The following is a 23,345-nucleotide window of genomic DNA, read 5'->3' as shown; positions in this document are numbered from 1 at the left end:
TTCTAGAGCTTCGCCGCCTCGGCGATGCTGGCGCTGCCGATCGCGACCTGCTTGATCACCAGCGCATATTCGCTCCGGCCGTCGGCGAGGAAGCGGAACACGCCGTCCCGGCCGTTGAACCCGGCCGGCAGCGTCAGCTGCGCCCGGTCGTATTTCGGCGTGCCGTTGGCGAGCGAGCCGGCATTGGCGAGGATCGTCGCCGTATAGGCGATGGTGGCGAGCTTGTGCGGCGCCGAGCCGAACTTTGCCTGGTACTCGGGCAGCAGCGCATTGTAGCCGGCATCGTCGACCGCCGGGAAGATCGCCCCCGCCAGCGCCGTGGTGTTGAGGATGGCCGGATCGCCATCCCAGTCGGCGGAGCCGATCAACTGTACCTTGCCGGGCGGGATGCCGGCCTCGTTGAGCAGGTTCGCAAGGCTCGGCGCGGTGGCACGATCCGGGATGAACAGCGCATCGAGCTGCCCGGCCTGCAGCATCGGCACCAACTGCGTGACGACATTGCGCGCCTCGGCCTCGGACGAGAAATTGTAGACCGCGCGGGCATTGAGCCCCAGATCAGCGGTCGCCTGCCGGAACGCACCCTCCTGGATGCGGCCGAAATCGGTCGTCGGGAAGACGCCGGCGAAGGCCTTCTTGCCCAGCTTGTTGGCATAGCCCATCGACCGCTTCACCTCGCTCTCGGGCAGGACGTTGAGCAGGTAGACGCCCGGGCTGGCGGCGCCCGAATTGTTGGAGAAGCCGATGACCGGCACTCCGGCGGCCTTGGCCACCTGGCCCACCGCCGTCACCTGGTCGGCGCGCAACGGGCCGAGGATCAGGCTTGCGCCTTCGCCGAGCGCCTGCTGCGCCGCCTGCGTGGCGCCGGGCACGGAAGTGCCGGTGTCCTTGAGCACGACGGTGATGTTTTCCCCGATATTGGGGTTGGTCTCGACGAACTGGATGGCGAGTTCGGAGGCATTGGCCAGCGATTGGCCGACCGAGGCGATATTGGCGTCGCCCGACAGCGGCAGCAGCAGCGCCACCCGCACCGGGCCCTTGCCGAAGCTCTTGCCGGCCGCCGTCGGCATGGTCGTCGGACCACCGCTGGTCGAGCCGGGACCGAAGTTGAAGTTGCCAGCCGAGCAGCCCGCAAGGATCGCTGCCGCAACGATGCCGAGTCCCAACAGCCTCAACCCGCCCGAAGTTCGCACTTGCCCTGTTGTCATGAAGTCCCGCACTCTGGCGCCACAGCGCCGTTCCCTGCGGCGTCTATACAGAATCGCGCCCGCTGCATAAAGCCCGGGCCTAACCTTGCATCTACGTGCCCGGGGGGTGGTTTGGACGAGCGGCCGCACAGCTACTTCATTGCCGGCACGGCGTTTGCCGCGCCCCCGCTGGCCGCGGGCCTGTACGTGGTCGCCACCCCGATCGGCAATCTCAAGGACATCACGCTGCGCGCCCTCGAGACCCTCGCCGCGGCCGATCTGGTCCTGTGCGAGGACACGCGCCATTCGGCGACGCTGCTCGATCACTACGGCATCCGTACGCCGCGAAAATCGCTGCACGAGCACAACGAGCGGGCCCGCGTCGGCGAGGTCATTGCCGCGATCGGCGCGGGCCGGGCGGTGGCGCAGATCTCCGATGCCGGCACGCCGCTCCTGTCCGACCCCGGCTTCCCGCTGGTCCGGGCCGTGCGCGAGGTGGGCCTGCCGGTCTTCGCGCTGCCGGGCCCTTCGGCCCTGCTGGCCGCGCTGGCGAGCGCCGGCCTGCCGACCGATACTTTCGGCTTCATCGGGTTCCTGCCGGCCAAGGCCGGAGCGCGCGCCAATGCGCTGGCCGCGCTCCGGGCCCGTGGCGACACGCTGGTGTTCTATGAATCCCCCCGTCGCCTCGGCGACACGCTGGCGGCCATGGCCGATGCCTTCGGCGATCGTCCGGCCGCGGTGGCGCTCGAGCTGACCAAGCGCTTCGAGCGCGTCGAGCGCGGTACGCTGGCGGACCTTGCACGGCAGTTCGGCGAACGCGAGACGAAGGGCGAGGCGGTCATCCTCGTCGGCGGCGCCGAAGGCGTGGTGGTTGAGCAAGCCGACTGGCAGGCCGCGCTCGCCGACGCACTGGTGGCCCAGCCGCTGCGGGCGGCTGTCGATGAAATCACCGCCCGCTACGGGCTCAAGCGCAAGGACGTCTACGATGCCGCCCTCGCCCTCAAGGCCCAGGAATAGGGGCAGCCAGCAGACCCGGTCGGCCCGGCTCGGCGCCGAGCTGTTCGGCCGTCGCGGCGAGGATCTCGCCGCCTTGTACCTGCGCCTCAAGGGCTATCGCATCCTCGCGCGGCGCGTGAAGACACCGGGCGGCGAGCTCGACCTCGTCGCCCGCCGGCTCGGGGTCACCGTCTTCGTCGAGGTGAAGGCGCGCATGTCGCGGGCTGAACTCGGCGTGGCGCTCGAGGCGGTGAACACGCGCCGCATTGCCCGCGCCGCCGAGCACTATGTCGCCCGCCACCCCGAACTCGCCTCCGCGCCGCTCCGCTTCGACGTGATTTTCCTTGCGCCGATGATGTGGCCGCGCCATTTGAGGAATGCTTTTCAGGCCGAATGAAGCACGGCGTCCACCCTCGCACCGGGTCATCCCAGCGCAGGCGGGAACTCCATTTGCGAGCGTGCCTGAAACAGGGATTCCCGCCTGCGCGGGAATGACACCGAGAGTGTTGCAGCATCGGAGCGGAACGTGACTTTGAAGATTGCCGTGCAGATGGATCCCATCGCGACCATCAATCCGTGGGGCGACTCGACCTTCGCGCTGATGCTCGAAGCCCAGGCGCGCGGGCACCGGGTCGATTATTACGTGCCGCAGTCGCTGGCCCTGCGCGACAACAAGGTCTCGGCCGAGCTGGCCCCGATCCAGGTGTTCGACAAGCCCCGGGGCGAGCATTTCGCGCTCGGTGAGTTTGCCCGCGCCGACCTCTCGACCTACGACGTGGTCCTGATGCGGCAGGACCCGCCGTTCGACATGAACTACACCACGCTCACGCACCTGCTCGAGCGCATCCACCCGCACACCTTCGTGGTCAATCCACCCGCCGCCGTGCGCAACGCCCCCGAGAAGATCCTCGTCACCGAGTTTCCCGAGCTGATGCCGCCGACGCTGGTGACGCGCGACCGGGCGCTGATTCACGAGTTCCGCCGTGAGCACGGCAACATCATTTTGAAGCCGCTCTACGGCAATGGCGGCGCCGGCGTGTTCCTGCTGCAGGCGGGCGACCAGAACCTCAATTCGCTGATCGAGCTGTTCGAGCAGAGCTTCCGCGAGCCCTTCATGGTGCAGCGCTACCTGCCGGACGTCAGGAAGGGCGACAAGCGCATCATCCTCGTCGACGGCGAGCCCGTCGCCGGCCTCAACCGCATTCCCGCCGAGGGCGAGGCGCGCTCCAACATGCATGTCGGCGGCCGCCCCGAACTCTCGGAACTCACGGCGCGCGAGCGCGAGATCTGCGCCGCCATCGCCCCGGCGCTGAAGGCGCGCGACATGATCTTCGTCGGCATCGACGTGATCGGCGACTACCTCACCGAGATCAACGTCACGAGCCCCACCGGCATCCGCGAGATCAAGCGCTTCGGCGGACCGGACATCGCGGTGCTGATCTGGGACGCGATCGAAAGGCGGCGGAGCTAGACCCTCGCCAAATCGCACCGCTTCCGGCATGTTCGCGCCATGCCCATCGACACCCTGCTGCTCGCGCTGACCACCTTCTTTGCCACCCTCGGGCCGGCGGACCTGCTGGTCGTCTATGCGGCGCTGACGCAGAAGAACACGCAGGCCGAGCGCCGCGCCATGGCGCTGCGCGGCACGGTGGTCGCGGCGGTGATCCTGCTGTTCTTCGCCGTGTTCGGCGAGGTGCTGTTGCGCCTGTTCGGCATCACGCTGCCCGCGCTCAGGATTGCCGGCGGCATCCTGCTGCTGCTGATCTCGATCGACATGGTGTTCGCCCGCCACTCGGGCGGCACGGGCACGACGCCCGAGGAAGAAAACGAGGCCCAGGGCCGCCAGGACATCTCGGTGTTTCCGCTGGCGACGCCGCTGCTGGCCGGGCCGGGCGCGATCAGTGCCGTGATCCTTCTCACGACCGCGAGCGGCAGCTTCACCTTCGGTTGGTTCGTCGTGGTCGCCGCGCTGCTGGCGATCCTGCTGCTCTGCTACGCCGTCATGCTGGTGGCGATCCCGATCCAGCGACTGCTGGGGCTGACCGGCCTGGCCGTCGTCACCCGTGTCGTCGGCGTGCTGCTCGCCGCGCTGGCCGTCCAGTTCCTGCTCGACGGGGTCAAGGCCAGCGGGCTCGTCGGCGCCGTGCTCCAGGCCGCAGGATAGGAAGGGGCCGCGGCGTCGGCCACGGCCCTCCCGGTCGCGCTACTACTTCTTCTTGCCCGGCGCGGCGGTCGTGACGGTGCTCAGCCCCGCCGTCGCCAGCACTTTCGGCTTTTCCTTCTTGGGCTTCTTGGCTTCCTTGTTCGAACGCAGTTGTCCCTTGGCCATGATCCTGCCTCCTCGCTGCTGCCGGCGCCTGCCGGCAAATTACACAGCGGAAGCTAGACCTTACCCCGAGTCATGACAAGTTGATGGCGAAGCCCTTGCCGCCGACCTACTTGAGCGAGCCGCAGCGGCCCTGTGGCCCGAGCCGGTCCAGCATGCGCGGGTCGCATCCGGTGAGCAGGAACTGCACCCATTCGGTCTCGCTGCCGTAGAAGGCGTTGCGGTCGACCTCGGTATTGATGCCCGACATCGTGCCGGTCTGCGTCCACTGCCAGATCAGCCACGGCCGGTCGCCATACTTCATGTGCGGCTCGGCCGCCGTCGAGCGCAGCCAGAACGAGCTGTCGAAATGCTCGCCGGCGAGGATGTCGCGGTAGAAGTTCATGTCGGTATAGATGATCGGCACCTTGCCGGTGTGGCGCTCCATGGCGTCCAGCATCACCCGCACCTTTTCGAGGATGTCGTCGCGGTTGTGCTTGTTCTTGCAGCTCGAATGGTTGTTCCACTCCAGGTCGAGCACCGGGGGCAGCGCGTCGGGATCGTTCGGCACCATCCGCACGAACCAGGCGGCCTGCTCGGAGGCGAGGCTGCACCAGGTCATGAAGTGGTAGGCGCCGCGCGCCATGCCCGAGGCCTGCGCCCCGCGCCAGTTGTCGTAGAAGTTGGGGTCGATGTAGTCCTTGCCTTCGGTGGACTTGATGTAGACGAAATGCACGCCACCGGAGCGCGCCGAGCCGAAATCGATCCGGCCCTGGTAGCGCGCCACGTCCAGCCCCTGGATGGGCAGGCCCCAGGCGCGGCGCACCCCGTCATGCGGATCGTTGTCGCCCGGGATGCCGACATAGTTGGTCGGCGAGCGGCCGCAGGCGGCCAGCAGCAGCATCAGCCCCACGACGAGTGCGGACCTCAAGGCGGGGAGCGCGGGACGGGAGGCGTTGGGCATGCGGAAACGAGGCCTTCAACAGGTCTGAAAGCCTTTGATTCAACATGCGGCGCTTAACGAAACCTTGCGCTAACCCTTTGGAATTCCAGCATGGTTAACGCGCGTTGGTCAGTCGAATGCGATCGTGGCGCCGTACCGCACGCCACGTCGTCGAAGTCTTTCCCGCTGGCGCTGCAGCGGACCTGGCAGCAACGGGCCGTCCCGATACTTCGTCCGTCGCCTGCGTTCACTTAATGTTCTTGCGTCATCCGCAAAACTCCTGATAGCGTCGGCCCGGGCACTGGGAGGCAAGCGGATGGTCACGCGGGTCGCGACCGTGGCGTTTCAGGGGATCGAGGCGGTGCCGGTCGATGTGCAGGTGCAGATCGCGCCGGGACTCCCGAAATTCCTGATGGTCGGGCCGCCCGGCGCCGGAAAGTCGATGCTGGCGGCGCGCCTGCCCTCCATCCTGCCGGCGCTCAACCCGCGCGAACTGCTCGATGTGTCGATGATCCAGTCGATCGCCGGTGAGCTCTCGGGCGGCGAGCTGTCGGACCGGCGCCCGTTCCGCGCACCGCATCATTCCGCCTCGATGGCGGCGCTGGTGGGTGGCGGGCTGCGGGTTCGGCCCGGCGAGGCCAGCCTGGCCCACAATGGCGTGCTCTTCCTCGACGAGCTGCCGGAATTCCAGCCCGCCGTGCTCGACAGCCTGCGCCAGCCGCTCGAAAGCGGCGAGGCGGTCATCGCCCGCGCCAATGCCCATGTCAGCTTTCCGGCGCGCTTCCAGCTCATTGCCGCAATGAACCCGTGCAAGTGCGGCCTGGCCGGTACGCCCGGCCATACCTGCAAGCGCGGCGACCGCTGCGCCAGCGACTACCAGGCGCGCATATCCGGCCCGTTCCTCGACCGCATCGACCTCAGGATCGACGTTCCCGCCGTCTCGGCCGCCGACATGATCGGGCCGGCGACGGCCGAGCCGTCGGCCAGGGTGGCGGAGCGGGTCGAAAGGGCGCGCGAGCGGCAGCGGCAGCGCTACGAAGCCGCCGGCCACCCGGGCACCTTCACCAACGCTGCCGCGAGCCCGACGCTGATCGAGAAGCTGGTCGATCCCGACCGGGAGAGCCAGGCGCTGCTGCTGCAGGCGGCGGAGCGCTTCAGCCTCTCGGCCCGCGCCTACCATCGCGTGCTGAAAGTGGCGCGCACGCTCGCCGACCTGGCTGGTGTCGACAAGGTCGCGCGGCCGCATATCGCCGAGGCATTGAGCTACCGTCTGAACTTTGCTCCAGGCTGAGCCCCCGAGTGCTTCCGAGGCTGCCCGATGACCGACCATGACCTTTCTGTCCGCCCTGCGACACCAGGCGATGCCGCTGCCATCCGCGATCTGGTGCTGGCCGCCTATGCCAAGTGGGTGCCGCTCATCGGGCGCGAACCCCGCCCGATGAGCGCCGACTACGACGCCTCCGTGCGCGAGCACGAGTTCGACCTCGTGCTTGAGGGCGAGAGGCTGGTCGGCCTCATCGAGATGGTCCTGCGCGACGATCACCTGTGGATCGAGAACGTGGCCGTCAGTCCGTCGGCTCAGGGACGCGGCATCGGACGGCAGCTCCTCGCCCGGGCGGAGGATCGGGCGCGACGGGCGGGTCGCACCGAGACGCGCCTCCTTACCAACGGCGCCTTCGCGGCCAACATCTCCCTCTACGAACGAGTCGGCTACGTCGTCACCCATACCGAGCCCTATCTCGGTGGGGTCACCGTCTACATGACCAAGCAGCTCGCCCCGCCGGTGACGGCGTAGTCAGCGGGCGAAGGCGTTGAACGGATTGTCGTGGGTGAGGCGCGTGATGGTGGCCTCGTCGAGGCCGCGGGCCCGCAGCATCGGCAACACCTCGCGCGACAGCACGTCATAGGGTTTCGGCACGCCGCCGCCCGGCTGCGCCGGATCGAACCAGCCGCGATCATGGCTGAGCAGCAGCTGGTGCGTGAGGCCATGCGCGATGGCGCGCTCGACCAGGTCCACCGAGTCCGCCACCGGCACCCAGCCGATATTGTCGTACTCGATGAAGGCGCCGCGCGCGGCGACGGCCCGGTGCAGGCCGAAATCCGGCTCCGCCTGGGTGTGGATCGAGATGAAGCGCGCCGGATCGCCGCCCTCGGCTGCGATGATGTCGAGCTGGTCGAGCACCACGCGGCCCCGGATCGTGTGGCTGCCGATGATCGCGCCCGTCGCCGCCGCGGCGCGGGCGGCAGCTCTCAGGATGCGGGCCTCGAGCGGCGTGATGCCGTCATCGCCGGCGCTGAGCTTGATCCAGGCGGCCCGGACCCCGGTGCCCTCGATGCCGTCGGTCAGCTCGTCGAGCATCCAGCGCTCCAGCTCGGCTTCGCTGGCCTCCCGGACCCAGTCCGGAATCCAGGGTTCGCGATAGTTGCCGGTCGGCACGACGATGGGGAAATCGGCAGCGCGGCTGACCACAAGGTCGAGGTCGGCGCGGCGTCCGACGCCGCCGGTCGAGCATTCGACCAGCGCGGTGACGCCCAGGGCCTTGATCGCCTCGAGCTGCGGCGCCATCAGCGCCACCACCGCTTCGGTATCCGCTTCGGCGTAACCAGGCTGGTCCGGCGTGCGCAGGTCGACGAAGACATGCTCATGCGGCAGGATCATCCCCAGCTGGTCGCGCCGCAGGGCTCCCAGCGTCGTGTGCAGCAGCGTCTCGCCCATCTCGCCCCCCGGTTCGCAAGGTCGGCGGACCGTGGCCGAAGCCACGCGGCTTGGCAAGCCGGCGACGGACGAGAGCCTCCGGCCACCTTGCGCCCCGCGCTGAGGGACGGGCGTCGCCCTGCCTGGGTCCAGCCCGTCAGGACACCCGTCGATAGCCGCCGCGGATACCGTCGGGGCTGAGCACCGCCTGCCACAGCTGGATGTTGCGGGCGCGGAACATGGCGGCGAAGACCATGAGGTAGAACCGCCACATGCGCCAGAACCGGTCGCCGTACTTGTCCCTGAGCTCCGGCCAGGCCGCGTCGAAATTGGCCCACCACGCCATCAGCGTCCTGTCGTAGTCGGCGCCGAAATTGTGCCAGTCCTCCATCACGAACCGGCCCTCGAGCGCGGCCGCGATCTGCTTGATCGAGGGCAGCATGCCATTGGGAAAGATGTACCTCTCGGTCCACGGGTCGCCATGCGTGGTCGAGAAGTTGTTGCCGATGGTGTGCAGCACGAACAGCCCGTCCGGCCGCAGCAGCGAGCGCACCTTGGCGAAATAGGCCTCGTAGTTCTTGTAGCCGACATGCTCGAACATGCCGATCGAGATCACCCGGTCGAACTGGCCCTCCAGCGCCAGGTAGTCCATCAGCCGCGTCTCGATCGGCAGGCCGGCCTTGTTCGCCTCGGCGAACGCCGCCTGCTCCTTCGAGATGGTGATGCCGACGCCCGTGATGCCGTAGCGCTCCGCAGCGAACTTCAGGAACCCGCCCCAGCCCGAGCCGATGTCGAGCACCTTCATGCCCGGCTCGAGCCCGGCCTTGCGGCAGATGAGGTCGAGCTTGGCCTCCTGCGCCTCGTCCAGCGTCGCCGCCTCGGCCCAGTAGCCGCACGAGTAGATCATGCGCCGGTCGAGCATGCGGGAGTAGAGGTCGTTGCCGATGTCGTAGTGCTTCTCGCCGACTTCCCGCACATGCGATCGCTGCCGGTTGAACAGGCGCCCGCGCAGGAAGCTGAGCGCCAGTCCGAGGTCGGGCTTCAAATGCGCATAGATGTCGTATTCGAGCAGCTTGTAGATGAACTGGTCGAGCGCCTCGCTGTCGAACCAGCCATCCATGTAGGCCTCGCCAAAGCCCAGCGTGCCGTGGCTGATCGCCCGCCCCCACAAGCGATCGTCATGCACCGTCACGTCGAACGGCCGGCTGCCGCCGAGCTCGATGCCCGCCTTGGCGAGAATGTCGCTGAAATACGCCTTCGGCCCCGCACTCATTGGAAGCTCCGGCAATATATGTATGATCCTGCCAAACGTTAGCGCCGCAGCCGCGGGCCGCGCAAGTGCATGATGCCGCTGCCCGATCTGCACCAGCGCCGGCTCGCGGGGGGCCGGAATCATGATGGGGCCGCCGCCGAGGAGCGATGATCGATGCGTCGAAGTGGCGAACTGGTCCAGTGGAACGACGGTCGCGGTTTCGGCTTCGTGCGCGACAACGACGGCAAGCGCTACTTCGTCCACATCTCGTCGATCCGACGTGCCAGGGCCCGACCCCAGCAGGGCGACCGGCTGACATTCGATCCTGCGAGCGACGAAGCTGGCCGCTCCGTTGCCCAGTCCGTGGTGCTGCTCGACGTCGCGCCGGCGGCGCGGACCGCTCCACCCAGGTCGGCGGATGCCGGCGGAATACCGGTCGGCTTGTTGCCGCGGCTGTTCGGGGCCGCCCTGATCATCCTCGCGGCGCTCGCCGCGACACAATTGCGCCTGGCCCCGACCTGGGTGCTGATCGCCTACCTCGTCCTGGGAATCGTGAGCATCGGCCTCTACTGGGCCGACAAGCGCGCCGCCGAGGGTGGACGCTGGCGCATCGCCGAGAACTCGCTGCACCTTGCCGACCTGATCGGCGGCATTGCCGGTGGTCTGGTGGCCCAGGCACTGCTGCGCCACAAGGTTCGGAAACCGGCGTTCTGGGTCTACTCCTGGCTCATTGCCACCATGCACTTCACCGGCCTGGTCCTCGTCTCTCTCGGCTTCTGGCGGTTGCCACCCGTGCTGTGGCCGAACTAGCCAGAGTGCGCGATCGGGTCAGCGCCGACGTCAGAAGTCCCAGGGCGCCGTGTCAGGAGGTGGTGCCGAAGCTGGCGGCTCTCTCGGCGAGGCCGGCAAAGACCCGCCAGTTCCGCTGCGTCATCGTTGCGCCGAGGCGTTTCTCGATCTGCAGCCGCGAGCCGGCGAGGCCGGGAGGATAGGCGACGACCAGGTGCGTGCCCACGATCGCCAGTTGCTCCGGCCCGTCATAGTCGCTCAGCACCGGCGCCCAGTCCGGCGCGACATGGAACGAGCAGACCCCGACTTCGTGGGGTCGGTCCGCCGCCGCCGCGGGAAACGGGTTGGCCTCGACCACGGCAAGCATGTCGACCGGACGGCGCAGGAAGACCTCGTTGTCGAGACCGAAGCTGCGCACCGCCGATTGCACCAGCTTCCGCACTTCGACCAGCGAGGCCTCGCTGCCGAAGATCAGGTTGCCCGTGTTGCCGACCGATGCAACGTCGGCAAGGCCGGCCCTGGCGCAGGCCTCGCGCAGCTGCAGCATGCCCATCCTGGCATGGGTCGCCGGGCCGATCGCGCGGATCAGGCCGACATAGACCGGCATCAGGCGATCTCGATGTCGACCCGGTGGCTGTACGGCCGGTCGGGACCGTAGATGATCGAGGGGAAGTGCGGATGGTTGACCGAGTCGGGCAAGCCCTGGTCCTCGAGACAGAAGCCGCAGTGGTGGCCGAAATGCTTGCCTTCCGCCGAGGCATCGGTGGTCACCGAGTTGTAGACCTGCAGGCCCGGCTGGTCGGTGTAGAGCTTCAGCGTCAACGCCTTGTCCGGCCCGGTGACGATCGCGACCGGGTCCTCGAACTTCCGGTCCGTCGGAAGCACCAGATTGCCGTCGTAGTCGATCGGTGTGCCGGTCGCGTCGCGCATGGTGCGGCCATCGCGGAAATCCCAGATGGTGCCGTCGACCGGCAGGATCGCCCCGGTCGGGATCAGCGGCCCGCCGAGTTCGGTATAGGCGCTGGCACTGATCCTGTAAGTGTGGTCGAGCACGTCGTTGCCCGTGCCGAGGTTGAAATACTGGTGCTGCACCACGTTGATCGGCGTGCGCCGATCGGCCCTCGCGGCGATGTCGAGGCGCAGCCTGTTGCCGGTGAGCGTATAGGTGGCGGTGAACGTCACATTGCCCGGAAAGCCCATGGCCCCGTCGGGCGATACGTGGGTGAAGCGTACGGCATTGTTGGTGCTATCCGCTTCGCCGTCCCACACCAGTCGGCCGATGCCGGCGGGGCCGCCGTGCAAGGCGTGCTCGCCAATGGTCTTTGCCACCGTGTAGGTCTTGCCGTCGAGCGTGAACGTGGCGTTCCTGATGCGGTTGGCAACGCGGCCGGCAAGGGAGCCGAAATACGGCGACGCCTTGGGGTAGGAATCGAACTGCTCGAAGCCGAGCACCACCGAGCGCAGGCCGCCGGCGACGGGCACCCGCCAATCGCGCACCAGCACGCCCCAGGAGATGATGTCGACTTCGACGCCGCTGTCGCTCCTGAGCTTGAACTGCTCGACCGTCTTGCCCTCGAACTCGCCGAACTTTTCAACCGCGACGCTCATTGCCGATCTCTCCTCTTCGTGCGACGGGTTGATAGCCGCATTCGGGGCCCGGCGAAAGCCGGGAGCATTAATGGACGAGATCAAGCGCCGCGCCACCGTGCACGACGTCGCCCGTGAGGCCGGCGTCTCGCTCGCCACTGTCGATCGGGTGCTGAACGGCCGCCCCGGGGTGCGCAGCGAGACGGCCGAGAAGGTGGCCGAGGCGATCAAGGCGCTCGATTTCCGTCGGGATCTGTCGGCCTCGCTGCTCGCCCGGGCGCGCGACCTGGGGGTCACCTTCCTCATCCCTGATGGCCGCAACGAGTTCATGTTCGCGCTCGGCACCGCGATCCAGCGCCGGGCCAGCGTCAGCAAGGGCGAGCGCGTCTCGATCACCACCCGGCTCGTGCATGCGTTCGACCCGGCGGCGCTCGCCGCCGCGCTGGGCGAGCTCGATCCCAAGGCCTGCGACTGCGCCGTGGTCGTCGCCACCGCTGACGACAAGGTTCGCCGCGCCATCGACAGCGCTGCCCGCCGCGGCATCGACGTCATCACCCTGGTGTCGGACCTGCCCGGCTCGGCACGGCGGCATTTCATCGGCATCGACAACGTGGCCGCCGGCCGTACCGCCGCGTCGCTGATGGGCCGTTTCGCCCGGCCCGGCCCGATCGGCCTCATTGCCGGTTCGCTGAGCCTTGCCGATCACCGCCAGCGTCGGGAAGGTTTCGAGGCGGTGCTCGGGTCCGAGTTTCCGCAGCACATGATCGTAGGTCCGCTGGAGGGCTTTGACGACGACGCCCGCACCGAAGCGGCGGCACTCGAACTGCTCGAGCGCTCCGTGAGCGGCATCTACAACCTCGGCGCCGGCAATGCCGGGTTGATCCGGGCGCTGCAGAAGACCGGCCATGCCGGCAGGGTCCGGATCGTGGCGCATGAGCTGACGCCCACGACCCGCGAAGGACTTGCCGGCGGTGCGATCGACGTCGTGATCGACCAGAACCCCGATGGCGAGATCGCCGCAGCCCTCAGCGCCGCGCAAAGCCTGGCGCTGGGCCAGGAATCCGACCGTCCGCCGGCCCCCATTGAAATCGGCCTGTATCTGCGCGACAATCTGCCCAGGGCCCAGACGACCACCTGATCCAGAACATCGCCGCCCCGGGAGGACCATCGGATGGCTTGTGCAACCGGCAATGAGGTACGTACATCATGACGTATCTCGGGATCGATATCGGGACTTCGGGCGTCAAGGCCCTGCTCATCGATCGAGCGGGTCAGCCCGTCGGAGAGGCGACCGCCAGGGCGGTCGAGCCGGTGCGGCCGCACCCCGGCTGGTCAGAGCAGAATCCGGCCGACTGGTGGACCGCGACGCTTGCGGCGGTCGACAAGCTGGCGGCGGCCCACCCCCGGGAGGTTGCGGCGGTGCGGGGCATCGGCCTCGCCGGACACATGCACGGCGCAACCCTGCTCGACCGCAACGACCGGGTGCTTCGCCCCTGCATCCTGTGGAACGACGGCCGCTCGGCCGCCGAGTGCGCGGAGATGGAGGCAGCGCTGCCCGCGCTGCGCGACATCGCCGGCAACATCGCCATGCCCGGCTTCACCGCACCCAAGATCGCCTGGGTCCGCAAGCACGAGCCCGAGATCTACGCGCGCATTGCCAAGGTGCTGCTGCCCAAGGCCTATATCCGGCTGCTGCTCACCGGCGAGCATGTCGAGGAAATGTCCGACGCTGCCGGAACGCTCTGGCTCGACGTCGCCAGGCGCGACTGGTCCGATGCGCTGCTGGCCGTTACCGGGCTCACCCGCTCGCACATGCCGCGCCTCGTCGAGGGCTCGGCGCCGTCAGGCGCGCTCAGGCGCGAGTTCGCCAACCGCTGGGGCATGACCGGCGAGGTGGTCGTCGCCGGCGGGGCAGGGGACAATGCCGCGGCCGCCTGCGGCATCGGCGCCATCCGGCCGGGGGAGGGCTTCGTCTCGCTCGGCACGTCAGGCGTGCTGTTCGTGTCCAACGACCGCTTCCGCCCCAATACCCAAGGCGCCGTGCACGCCTTCTGTCACGCCGTTCCCAACACCTGGCACCAGATGGGCGTGATCCTGTCGGCCACCGACAGCCTTAACTGGCTGGGCAGGATCACCGGCCAGGACCCCGCGAGGCTTGCGGGCGCCGCCGAAGCGCAATTCGCCGGCCCGGGCGAGGAAATCTTCCTGCCCTATCTCAGTGGCGAGCGCACGCCGCACAACAATGCCAATGCCCGCGGCAGCTTCGTGGGTCTCAGCCACTCCAGCGATACAGCCCGGCTCGCGCAGGCAGTGATGGAAGGCGTCGCTTTCGCCTTCCGCGACTGCAAGCGCGTGCTCAACGATGCCGGCACGACGCTGGGCCAGCTGATCGCGGTGGGCGGCGGATCGAAGTCCGAGCTCTGGCTCCGTCTCATCGCCGCGAACCTCGGCACCGACATCGCCATTCCCGACGACGGCGATTTCGGCGGTGCGCTCGGCGTCGCCCGCCTCGGCCTGTGCGCTGCCGAGAACGTCGACCCGGCCGAAGTGATGACCGCTCCCGCCATCAAGCGGGTGATCCACCCGGACGCGTCGCTCGCCGACGCCTATGCCCGCCAATATGAGCGCTATCGGGCGCTCTACCCAGCGATTGAAGACGCGCGTGAACGCGCTTTTGACCCAGCCATCGAGGAGGCTCGCAAGTGACCGATTTCTTCAAGGGGATCAGCCCCGTCAAGTTCGAGGGGCCGCAGAGCTCCAACCCGCTCGCCTACCGCCACTACAACAAGGACGAAATCGTCCTCGGCAAGCGGATGGAGGACCACATCCGCCCCGCCATCGCCTACTGGCACACCTTCGCCTGGGAGGGAGGCGACCCGTTCGGCGGCCGCACCTTCGACCGGCCCTGGTACGACAAGGACATGGAAGGCGCCAAGCTCAAGGCCGATGTCGCCTTCGAGCTGTTCGACCTGCTCGATGCGCCGTTCTTCTGCTTCCACGATGCCGACGTCGCGCCGGAGGGTGCGACGCTCAAGGAGAGCAACAAGAACCTCCGCACCATCACCGACATCTTCGCCAAGAAGATGCAGTCATCCCGCACGAAGCTGCTCTGGGGCACGGCGAACCTGTTTTCGAACCGCCGCTACATGGCCGGCGCCGCGACCAATCCCGATCCCGACGTCTTCGCCTACGCTGCCGGGCAGGTGAAGCAGATGCTGGAGATCACCCACGACCTCGGCGGCTCGAACTACGTGCTGTGGGGCGGCCGCGAGGGCTACGAGACCCTGCTCAACACCCGCATCAAGACCGAGCAGGACCACGCCGCGCGCTTCCTCGGCCTCGTCATCGAGCATGCGAAAAAGATCGGCTTCTCCGGCCAGATCCTGATCGAGCCCAAGCCGCAGGAGCCGACCAAGCACCAGTACGACTATGACGTCGCTACAGTGTACGGCTTCCTCAAGACCTATGGCTTCGAGAAGGAGGTGAAGGTCAATATCGAGGTCGGCCATGCCTTCCTCGCCGGCCACTCGTTCGAGCACGAACTGGCCGTCGCCGGCAGCCTCGGCATCCTCGGTTCGGTCGACGCCAACCGCAACGACCTGCAGTCGGGCTGGGACACCGACCAGTTCCCCAACAATCCGGGCGAGATGGCGCTGGCCTTCTACCAGATCCTCAAAGCCGGCGGGCTGGGCAAGGGCGGCTTCAACTTCGACGCCAAGGTGCGCCGCCAGTCGATCGACCCGGCCGACCTGCTGCACGGCCATGTCGGCGGCCTCGACATCCTCGCCCGCGGCCTCAAGGGCGCCGCAGCACTGATCGAGGACGGCACTTTCGACAAGGTGGTCGAGGCGCGCTACGCCGGGTGGAAGTCTCCCGCCGCGCAGAAGATGCTGCAGAGCGAGAGCCTTGCCGACATCGCTGCCCGAGTGGAAGCCGACAACATCAACCCGCAGCCCAAATCCGGCCAGCAGGAGTATCTGGAGAACCTGGTCAACCGGTTCGTCTAATTGGGTCTCTCAACCAGCACCGGCCTTCCTTCTCCCCTTGAGGGAGAAGGTGGCGCGTAGCGCCGGATGAGGGGTCGCATCGCGTTGGCGATGCCGTTCCGAGCGGAAGCGAGGAGCGACCTCCCTCGACCTTCCCCTCACCCGCCCGCTTTGCGGGCACCCTCTCCCTCAAGGGGAGAGGGAAGACACAGACACATCGAGCAACGTATGCCCACCATCCGCAATCCTATCCTTCCCGGCTTCAACCCCGATCCCTCGATCCTGCGCGTCGGCGACGACTACTACATCGCCACCTCCACCTTCGAGTGGTACCCGGGCGTGCAGATCCACCATTCGAAGAATCTCGCCAACTGGGAGCTGGTCACCCGCCCGCTGAGCCGCGCGTCGCAGCTCGACATGCGCGGCGACCCGGATTCGTGCGGCATCTGGGCTCCGTGCCTCAGCCACGATGGCGAGCAGTTCTTCCTCATCTACACCGACGTCAAGCGCAAGGACGGCTCGTTCAAGGACGCGCATAACTACCTCGTCACCGCGCCCTCGATCGAGGGGCCGTGGTCCGACCCGGTCTACATGAACTCCTCCGGCTTCGACCCCTCGCTGTTCCATGACGACGACGGCCGGAAGTGGTTCGTCAACATGCTATGGGACCATAGGACTCGCCCCCTGCTGTTCGCCGGCATCGCGCTGCAGGAATACGACCACGCGCAGCGAAAGCTCGTCGGCCCGGTCAGGAACATCTACCAGGGTACCGACCTGAAGCTGGTCGAGGGCCCGCATCTCTACAAGCGCAAGGGCAGGGACGGTCGCCCGTGGTACTACCTGCTCACCGCCGAGGGCGGCACCGGCTATGAGCACGCCGTCACCTTCGCCCGCTCGCGCAACATCGACGGGCCGTACGAGACCCACCCGCTCAAGCACATTCTCACGGCCAAGGATGCCCCACTCAACCCGGTGCAGCGTTCCGGCCACGGCGACATCGTCGAAACGCCCGACGGCAAGACCTACCTCGTCCACCTGATGGGCCGCCCCACCACCCAGAAGCGCCGCTGCGTGCTCGGCCGCGAGACCGGCATCCAGGAAGCGTACTGGGGCAACGACGACTGGCTGTGGGTCAAGAACGGCCCGGTCCCCTCGCTCGAGGTCGAGGTGCCCGGCACGCGTGACGACAGCAACTACTGGGCCGAGCAGCGCTATTCGTTCGACACGCTGCACAAGGATTTCCAGTGGCTCCGCACGCCGGAGACCGATCGTATCTTCCGGGTCGGCGACAACCAGCTGACGCTGATCGGCCGCGAGTCGATCGGTTCATGGTTCGAGCAGGCGCTGGTCGCCCGCCGGCAGACCCACTTCTCCTACGACGCGGAAGTTACGCTCGACTTCTCGCCGGTCGACGAGCGGCAATTCGCTGGCCTCACCGGCTATTACAGTCGCTACAACTTCCACTATCTCACCGTCACTGCGCATTCGGACGGCAAGCGCGAGCTGTTGATCATGAGCTCGATGGCGAGCCATCCCGACGGCAAGCTCACCTTCCCCGCCGATCCGGTCCCGCTGCCGCAGGAGGGGCCGGTCCGTCTGAAGCTCGAGATCCGGGGCCCCAGGCTGCAGTTCTTCTATGCCACCGGCACCGCCAGGGCCGGCGGCAACTGGCAACCGGTCGGGCCGGTGCTCGATGCCTCGCTGCTCTCGGACGAATGCGGCGGCCACGCCGAGCACGGCAGCTTCACCGGCGCTTTCGTCGGCATGGCGGCGAGCGACCTCAACGGCACGGCCAAGGAAGCGGTGTTTTCGGACTTCGTGTATCGGCCGGTGAAGGATGCGAGCGACCGGTACTAGCCGCCCCTCATCCGGCGCTACGCGCCACCTTCTCCCCGACGGGGAGAAGAACACCAAAGCATCGGCGATTATTCCTGTTCCTCTCCCCGTCGGGGAGAGGGTGGACCGGCGAAGCCGGGACGGGTGAGGGGTTGGTGGGCCTCAGCGCCGGGGAAAGCCTCCGTACACCTGTTGCCCCGCCCCCCCAAACCCCATAACCTCGCAGGCCTCCCTCCAGTCCCGCGAGCCCATGGACCAAGCGCCCTATAACGCCCCGAGCGCCGCCGATGCCTCGCCCATCACGCCGATGATGGGGCAGTATCTCGAGATCAAGGCGGTCAATCCGGGCTACATCCTGTTCTACCGGATGGGCGACTTCTACGAGATGTTCTTCGAGGACGCCGAGATCGCGTCGCAGGCGCTCGGCATCGTCCTCACCAAGCGCGGCAAGCACCAGGGCCAGGACATCCCGATGTGCGGCGTGCCGATCCATGCCGCCCAGGATTATCTGAAGAAGCTGATCGGCCTCGGCCACCGCGTCGCCATCTGCGAGCAGGTCGAGGACCCGGCCGAGGCGAAGAAGCGCGGCTCCAAGTCGCCGGTGAAGCGCGATGTCGTGCGCCTCGTCACCCGCGGCACGATCACCGAGGACGACCTGCTGCCGACGCGCGGCTCGGCCTATCTCGCCGCGCTCAGCATGGTGCGGCACGGCGAAACCGATTTCGCGCTGGCCTGGGCCGATGTCTCGACTGGCGAAACCGCTGTTCTCGACCTGTCGGCGGCGGCGCTCGGCGATGAACTCGCCCGCATCGGCCCGGCGGAACTGCTGCTTGCCGAAGCGGCCCGCGTGGCGCTCGCCGAGGCGCGCCTGGTGCTCCCCGACATGGCGCTCACTGTGCTCGACGGCGCCGCTTTCGACAGCGAACAGGCGGTGGCCCGCATCGCTGCCGCCTTCCCCTCGGGCGAGGTCGACCCCACCGCCTTTTCGCGCGCCGCACGGGCCGCGCTGGGTGCGCTGGTCGACTATGTGCGCGAAAGCCAGAAAGGCGTCCCCGTCGCGCTGCGTCCGCCGAGCGCCGAGCGGCTCACCTCGCACATGGCGATCGATGCTGCGACCCGAGTGTCACTCGAGCTGCTCGAGACCCAGCGCGGCGCCGAGAGGGGGTCGCTGCGCCATGAGATCGACCTCACCGTCACCCCGCCCGGCTCGCGCCTGCTTGCCCGGCGCCTGGCTGCGCCGCTCTGCGATGCCGGCCGCATCAACGCCCGGCTCGATGCCGTCAGCACCTTCGTTGCCGACGGGCTCGTCACGCAGCGCCTGCGCGCCGAACTCAAGGCAGTCCCGGATCTGACCCGCGCCCTGACCCGCCTGGCGCTCGGGCGCGGCGGTCCGCGCGACTTGAAGGCCGTCGGCACTGCCGTCTCCGGTGCCATTGCCCTCGCCGATCGCCTCGGCACCATCGCCGGTCCGCCGGCCGAGATCGCCGCCATCATCGCCTGTCTTGCCGATGCGCCGGCCGCGCTCGCCGCCGAGCTGGCCGACGCGGTCGATGACGAGCCGCCGCTCCTCGCCCGCGACGGCGGCTTCGTGCGCAAGGGCTATGACGCGACGCTCGACGGCGAACGGGCCCTCGCGTCGGAGACCCGGGCCGTGGTCGCGGCGCTACAGCAGCGGCTGATCGACGAAACCGACGTCAGGTCGCTGAAGATCCGCCACAACGGCGTGCTCGGCTATTTCGTCGAAGTCCCGGCCGGCCATGGCTCGAAGCTGCTCGAGGCGCCGCATCGCGCGACCTTCATCCACCGCCAGACGCTGGCCAACGCCATGCGCTTCACCACGGCGGAACTGGCCGAGCTCGAAGGCCGTATCGCCAAGGCGCACGACGCGGCGCTGGCCCTCGAGACTGCGATCTTCACGCGCCTCTCGGATGCGGTGACGGTCGAGCAGGAGCGCCTGCGCGCCATCGCCGATGCACTGGCCGAGCTCGATGTCGCCACGGCGCTGGCGCATCTGGCGATGACGCGGAACTTCTGCCGGCCGACCATCGACGACAGCCTCGCCTTCTACATCGAGGGCGGCCGGCACCCGGTGGTGGAGAGCAATGTAAGGGCCCAGCACCAGGTCTTCGTCGAGAACGGCTGCGACCTGACCGGCGGCGCGCTCTGGCTGGTCACCGGCCCAAACATGGGCGGTAAGTCGACCTTCCTGCGCCAGAACGCGCTGATCGCCATCCTCGCCCAGATGGGGAGCTACGTGCCGGCTTCCGTCGCCCATATCGGCGTCGTCGACCGCGTCTTCTCGCGCGTCGGTGCCTCCGACGACATCGGCGGCGGCCGCTCCACCTTCATGGTCGAAATGGTCGAGACCGCTGCCATTCTCAACCGCGCGACGCAGCGTTCGCTGGTCATCCTCGACGAGATCGGCCGCGGCACCGCCACCTTCGACGGCCTCAGTATCGCCTGGGCGGCGGTCGAGGCGCTGCACAACGACACCGGCTGCCGCGCCCTGTTCGCGACGCACTTCCATGAGATGACGGCGTTGCACAAGACGTTGCCGCGCGTTTCCAACCACACCATGAAGGTGCGCGAGTGGGAGGGCGAGGTGGTCTTCCTGCACGAGGTCGCCGAAGGGGCGGCCGACCGCAGCTACGGCATCCAGGTCGCCCGCCTCGCCGGGCTTCCCGAAAACGTGCTCGCCCGCGCCCGGCAGGTGCTCGGCGTGCTCGAACAGCGCTCTTCCGGCGGCAAGGGGGCCGTGCTAGACGATCTGCCGCTCTTTGCGCATCAACCGCCGCCGCCCAAGGCGGCTGTTAACCCGATACATGCCATGCTCGATCAGGTACGCCCCGACGACCTCACGCCGCGACAGGCCATCGACCTGATCTACGAGCTCAAGAAAATCCGTGATGCAGCTCGCCGAAATTGACGCCCGGCCACGAAAATCGGCCTTCCAGCTGATCAGCGCCGAGACCATTCTCGACGACCTGTACCGGCAGCTTGCCGGCCAGGACCCCAAGTCCGCCGCATCGCGCGCCCTCGTGCTCTCCCACCTTCGCAAAGTGCTGGCCGACGCCCGCACGGGCGCCGAGGCCGAGCTGATGGCCAATGGCCGGGGCACGCGCTGCGCCATGAACCTGAGCGCCGCCGAGGACGAGATCCTCCGCGCCATCCACCAGTTCGCCGTGCGCGACGTCTATCCGCTCGACAATCCGTCGGGCGCCGAGATGATCTCGATCGCCGCCGTCGGCGGTTACGGCCGCGGCACGCTGGCGCCGGGTTCCGACATCGACCTGCTGTTCATCCTGCCCTACAAGCAGACGCCCTGGGGCGAGCAGATCACCGAATACATCCTGTACATGCTGTGGGACCTCGGCCAGAAGGTCGGCCACGCCGTGCGGTCCGTCGACGAGTGCATCCGCATGGCGCGCTCCGACATGACAGTGCGCACCGCCACGCTCGAGGCGCGCTATCTGATCGGCGACCGGACGCTGTTCGAAGAGTTGATCCGGCGCTTCGAAACCGAGATCATGCCCAGGACCGGGCCCGAGTTCATCGCCGCCAAGATGGCCGAGCGCGACGAGCGGCACCGGCAGATGGGCAATACCCGCTACGTGGTCGAGCCCAACATCAAGGACGGCAAGGGCGGCCTGCGCGACCTTCATACCCTGTTCTGGATCGGCAAGTACTTCTACCGGGTGAAGTCGAGCGCCGAGCTCGTGGGCAAGGGCGTGCTCAGCGCCGAGGAGTATCGCCTGTTCCAGCGCGCCGAGGACTTCCTCTGGGCCATCCGCTGCCACCTGCACTTCCTCACCGGCCGGGCCGACGAGAAGCTGACCTTCGACCTCCAGCCCGAACTGGCCGAACGCCTCGGCTTTGCCAGGCGCGCCGGCATGCTGGGCGTGGAGCGCTTCATGAAGCGCTACTTCCTCGTCGCCAAGGACGTGGGCGACCTGACCCGCATCTTCTGCACCTCGCTGGAATTCGATCATGCCAAGCCGCTCGACATGATCGGGCGCGTCCTCGCCCCGTTCAAGCGCGGCCGGGTGGCGATCAAGGGCGAGACCGATTTCGTCATCGATTCCGGTCGCCTGAACGTCGCCGATCCCGACGTGTTCCACCGCGATCCCCGCAACCTGATCAAGGGCTTCATGCTGGCCGGCCGGCATGACCTGCACCTGCATCCCGACGCCATCAAGGCGATCCGCCGCGCCTTCAAGCTGATCGGCCACGAGCTGCGCAACGACAGGCAGGCCAATGCCTGGTTCCTCGAGATCCTGACCGCCCCGACCTATGTCGAGCGCATCCTGCGCCAGATGAACGAGGCCGGCGTGCTCGGCCGCTTCGTGCCCGACTTCGGCAAGATCGTCGCGCTGATGCAGTTCAACATGTACCACCACTACACGGTGGACGAGCACCTGATCCGCGCCGTCGGCGTCATGGCCGACGTGGCGAACGGCGGCCTGCGCGACCAGTTGCCACTGACCCACGAGCTGCTGCCGCATCTGAACGACACGCGCCTGCTCTATGTCGCGCTGTTCCTGCACGACATCGCCAAGGGCCGCCCCGAGGATCATTCGATCGCCGGCGCCCGCATCGCGAAGAAGTTCTGCCCGCGCCTCGGGCTCGATCCGGCCGAGACCGATACCGTCGCCTGGCTGGTCGAGCATCACCTGCTCATGAGCGAAGTCGCCCAGTCGCGCGACATCCAGGATCCCGAGACGGCCAAGAGCTTCGCCGACGTGGTGCAGTCGCCGCAACGGCTGGCGCTGCTGATGATCCTTACCGCCTGCGACATCCGTGCGGTGGGTCCGGGTGTGTGGACCGGCTGGAAAGGCTCGCTGCTGCGCGCCCTCTACTATGCCACCGAGCCGCTGCTTTCGGGCGGCCACAGCCAAGTCACGCAGCGCGACCGCATCGAGGCGGCGAAATCGGCTCTGCGCACCGCGCTCTCGTCCTGGCCGCAGCCCGAGGTCGATGCCTATCTCGGCCGCCACTACGACCACTACTGGCTGCGCGCCGAGCCCGAGTTGCAGTTCGAGCATGCCCGCATGATCCGCGCCGCCGACCAGGCGGGCCAGATGTTCTCCGGCTCGATCCGGGTGAAGGCCTTCGAGGGCATCACCGAGGTCAGCTTCTACACCCCCGACCATCCGCGGCTGCTGTCGCTGATCGCCGGGGCCTGCACCATGTGCGACGCCTCGATCATCGGCGCGCAGATCTTCGGGACGCGCGACGGACGGGCGGTCGACACCTTCCGGCTGCGCCGCTCCTTCACCTCGGACGAGGACGAGAAGGTCCGCGCCACGCGCATCATCGATACGGTCAAGCAGTTGCTGCAGGGCAAGCGCCACGTGCTGATCGACCTGGGCAAGCAGGACCGCCACAACAAGCGGCTGAAGCCCTTCTCGCTGCCGTCTCAGGTAGCGGTCAGCAACACCATCTCGGAGAAATTCACCGTCATCGAGGTCATGGGGCTCGACCGCATGGGCCTGCTCCACCAGCTCACCCGGCAGATCTCCGACCTCAACCTCACCATCGGCTCGGCCCATATCGGCACCTATGGCGAAAAGGCGGTCGACGTCTTCTATGTGACCGACCTCACCGGCCACAAGATCGAGTCGCGGCAGCGCCAGAAGAAGATCCACGACGAACTGCTGGCCGTATTCCAGCCGGTCGAGGAGAAGAAGGTGGTGAATGGGTAGGGGCAACTTGTGGGTCAACCACAAGCCCATCCCCACCCCCGGTGTCATCCCAGCGCAAGCTGGGATCCGT

19 protein-coding genes and 1 pseudogene are annotated in these 23,345 nt (G+C 67.7%); 13 read left to right on the top strand and 7 right to left on the bottom strand.

The annotated features are described in order from the left end of the window. Positions 1 to 2: 2 nt before the first annotated feature. Positions 3 to 1,163 (bottom strand): penicillin-binding protein activator, encoded by a 1,161-nt coding sequence (locus tag J0I99_RS08730; RefSeq protein ID WP_291397117.1) that lies wholly within the window; start codon positions 1,161 to 1,163, stop codon positions 3 to 5. Positions 1,164 to 1,316: 153 nt separating this feature from the next. Between J0I99_RS08730 and rsmI the strand changes: the two genes are divergently transcribed. The 4 genes from rsmI to J0I99_RS08710 all read left to right on the top strand — a co-directional run bounded on the left by rsmI (position 1,317) and on the right by J0I99_RS08710 (position 4,344). Further along, positions 1,317 to 2,201, top strand: coding sequence for a 16S rRNA (cytidine(1402)-2'-O)-methyltransferase (gene rsmI, locus J0I99_RS08725; RefSeq protein ID WP_291397116.1), 885 nt, complete (start codon positions 1,317 to 1,319; stop codon positions 2,199 to 2,201). Further along, positions 2,170 to 2,577, top strand: a complete 408-nt coding sequence (locus J0I99_RS08720) for a YraN family protein (RefSeq protein WP_291397115.1) — start codon at positions 2,170 to 2,172, stop codon at positions 2,575 to 2,577. Before rsmI ends, J0I99_RS08720 begins: the two co-directional genes overlap by 32 nt. A gap of 129 nt (positions 2,578 to 2,706) precedes the next feature. Then, positions 2,707 to 3,651: a glutathione synthase gene (gene gshB, locus J0I99_RS08715; RefSeq protein ID WP_291390054.1), complete on the top strand. Its 945-nt coding sequence runs from the start codon at positions 2,707 to 2,709 to the stop codon at positions 3,649 to 3,651. A 39-nt stretch (positions 3,652 to 3,690) separates the two neighbouring features. After that, positions 3,691 to 4,344 carry a MarC family protein gene (locus J0I99_RS08710; RefSeq protein WP_291397114.1) on the top strand — a complete coding sequence of 218 codons (654 nt, stop codon included), beginning with the start codon at positions 3,691 to 3,693 and terminating at the stop codon, positions 4,342 to 4,344. 42 nt (positions 4,345 to 4,386) lie between these two features. On the opposite strand, the gene J0I99_RS08705 is transcribed toward J0I99_RS08710, so the two are convergent. Both J0I99_RS08705 and J0I99_RS08700 read right to left on the bottom strand, forming a co-directional pair. Further along, positions 4,387 to 4,509, bottom strand: a complete 123-nt coding sequence (locus J0I99_RS08705) for a hypothetical protein (protein ID WP_291390051.1) — start codon at positions 4,507 to 4,509, stop codon at positions 4,387 to 4,389. Positions 4,510 to 4,615: 106 nt separating this feature from the next. After that, on the bottom strand, positions 4,616 to 5,449 hold the full coding sequence (locus J0I99_RS08700) for a GH25 family lysozyme (protein ID WP_291397113.1): 834 nt from the start codon (positions 5,447 to 5,449) through the stop codon (positions 4,616 to 4,618). A 388-nt stretch (positions 5,450 to 5,837) separates the two neighbouring features. Here J0I99_RS08700 and J0I99_RS08695 point away from each other — a divergent pair. Both J0I99_RS08695 and J0I99_RS08690 read left to right on the top strand, forming a co-directional pair. Then, positions 5,838 to 6,719 (top strand): annotated as a pseudogene (locus J0I99_RS08695) (YifB family Mg chelatase-like AAA ATPase); the annotation flags it as partial. 27 nt (positions 6,720 to 6,746) lie between these two features. Then, on the top strand, positions 6,747 to 7,223 hold the full coding sequence (locus tag J0I99_RS08690; protein ID WP_291397112.1) for a GNAT family N-acetyltransferase: 477 nt from the start codon (positions 6,747 to 6,749) through the stop codon (positions 7,221 to 7,223). Here J0I99_RS08690 and J0I99_RS08685 read toward each other — a convergent pair whose 3' ends face one another. Together J0I99_RS08685 and cfa are read right to left on the bottom strand one after the other, a co-directional pair. Continuing rightward, positions 7,224 to 8,144 (bottom strand): esterase, encoded by a 921-nt coding sequence (locus tag J0I99_RS08685; RefSeq protein ID WP_291397111.1) that lies wholly within the window; start codon positions 8,142 to 8,144, stop codon positions 7,224 to 7,226. A 136-nt stretch (positions 8,145 to 8,280) separates the two neighbouring features. Then, the gene (gene cfa / locus J0I99_RS08680) at positions 8,281 to 9,396 is read right to left on the bottom strand and encodes a cyclopropane fatty acyl phospholipid synthase (RefSeq protein ID WP_291397110.1); all 1,116 of its coding nucleotides are present in this window, start codon (positions 9,394 to 9,396) and stop codon (positions 8,281 to 8,283) included. A gap of 153 nt (positions 9,397 to 9,549) precedes the next feature. Between cfa and J0I99_RS08675 the strand changes: the two genes are divergently transcribed. Beyond that, a complete protein-coding gene (locus J0I99_RS08675) occupies positions 9,550 to 10,185 on the top strand; it encodes a cold shock and DUF1294 domain-containing protein (RefSeq protein ID WP_291397109.1) in 636 nt (211 codons plus the stop codon). Between the two features lie 52 nt (positions 10,186 to 10,237). Here J0I99_RS08675 and J0I99_RS08670 read toward each other — a convergent pair whose 3' ends face one another. Continuing rightward, positions 10,238 to 10,771, bottom strand: a complete 534-nt coding sequence (locus tag J0I99_RS08670; protein WP_291397108.1) for a DUF1697 domain-containing protein — start codon at positions 10,769 to 10,771, stop codon at positions 10,238 to 10,240. Then, positions 10,771 to 11,772 (bottom strand): aldose epimerase family protein, encoded by a 1,002-nt coding sequence (locus tag J0I99_RS08665; RefSeq protein WP_291397107.1) that lies wholly within the window; start codon positions 11,770 to 11,772, stop codon positions 10,771 to 10,773. The genes J0I99_RS08670 and J0I99_RS08665 overlap by 1 nt, the downstream gene beginning before the upstream one ends. A 70-nt stretch (positions 11,773 to 11,842) precedes the next feature. Here J0I99_RS08665 and J0I99_RS08660 point away from each other — a divergent pair, with 70 nt between their 5' ends. From J0I99_RS08660 to J0I99_RS08635, 6 genes are all read left to right on the top strand, one after another. Beyond that, complete coding sequence (locus J0I99_RS08660) at positions 11,843 to 12,889, top strand: LacI family DNA-binding transcriptional regulator (protein WP_291397106.1); 1,047 nt, start codon at positions 11,843 to 11,845, stop codon at positions 12,887 to 12,889. A 68-nt stretch (positions 12,890 to 12,957) separates the two neighbouring features. Then, positions 12,958 to 14,457 (top strand): xylulokinase, encoded by a 1,500-nt coding sequence (xylB, locus tag J0I99_RS08655; protein WP_291397105.1) that lies wholly within the window; start codon positions 12,958 to 12,960, stop codon positions 14,455 to 14,457. Continuing rightward, complete coding sequence (gene xylA, locus J0I99_RS08650; protein WP_291397104.1) at positions 14,454 to 15,758, top strand: xylose isomerase; 1,305 nt, start codon at positions 14,454 to 14,456, stop codon at positions 15,756 to 15,758. The genes xylB and xylA overlap by 4 nt, the downstream gene beginning before the upstream one ends. Before the next feature lie 207 nt (positions 15,759 to 15,965). After that, positions 15,966 to 17,594 (top strand): glycoside hydrolase family 43 protein, encoded by a 1,629-nt coding sequence (locus J0I99_RS08645; RefSeq protein ID WP_291397103.1) that lies wholly within the window; start codon positions 15,966 to 15,968, stop codon positions 17,592 to 17,594. Positions 17,595 to 17,823: 229 nt separating this feature from the next. Beyond that, positions 17,824 to 20,499, top strand: a complete 2,676-nt coding sequence (mutS, locus tag J0I99_RS08640; protein WP_291397102.1) for a DNA mismatch repair protein MutS — start codon at positions 17,824 to 17,826, stop codon at positions 20,497 to 20,499. Further along, positions 20,480 to 23,275, top strand: a complete 2,796-nt coding sequence (locus J0I99_RS08635; RefSeq protein WP_291397101.1) for a [protein-PII] uridylyltransferase — start codon at positions 20,480 to 20,482, stop codon at positions 23,273 to 23,275. Before mutS ends, J0I99_RS08635 begins: the two co-directional genes overlap by 20 nt. The last annotated feature ends 70 nt before the right edge of the window (positions 23,276 to 23,345 follow it).

Origin of the sequence: Devosia sp. (assembly GCF_017307495.1) — a bacterium.
GTDB lineage: Bacteria > Pseudomonadota > Alphaproteobacteria > Rhizobiales > Devosiaceae > Devosia_A.
The sequence above is the reverse complement of the archived record's forward strand: the minus strand, read 5'-3'. Positions and strand labels throughout refer to the sequence as shown.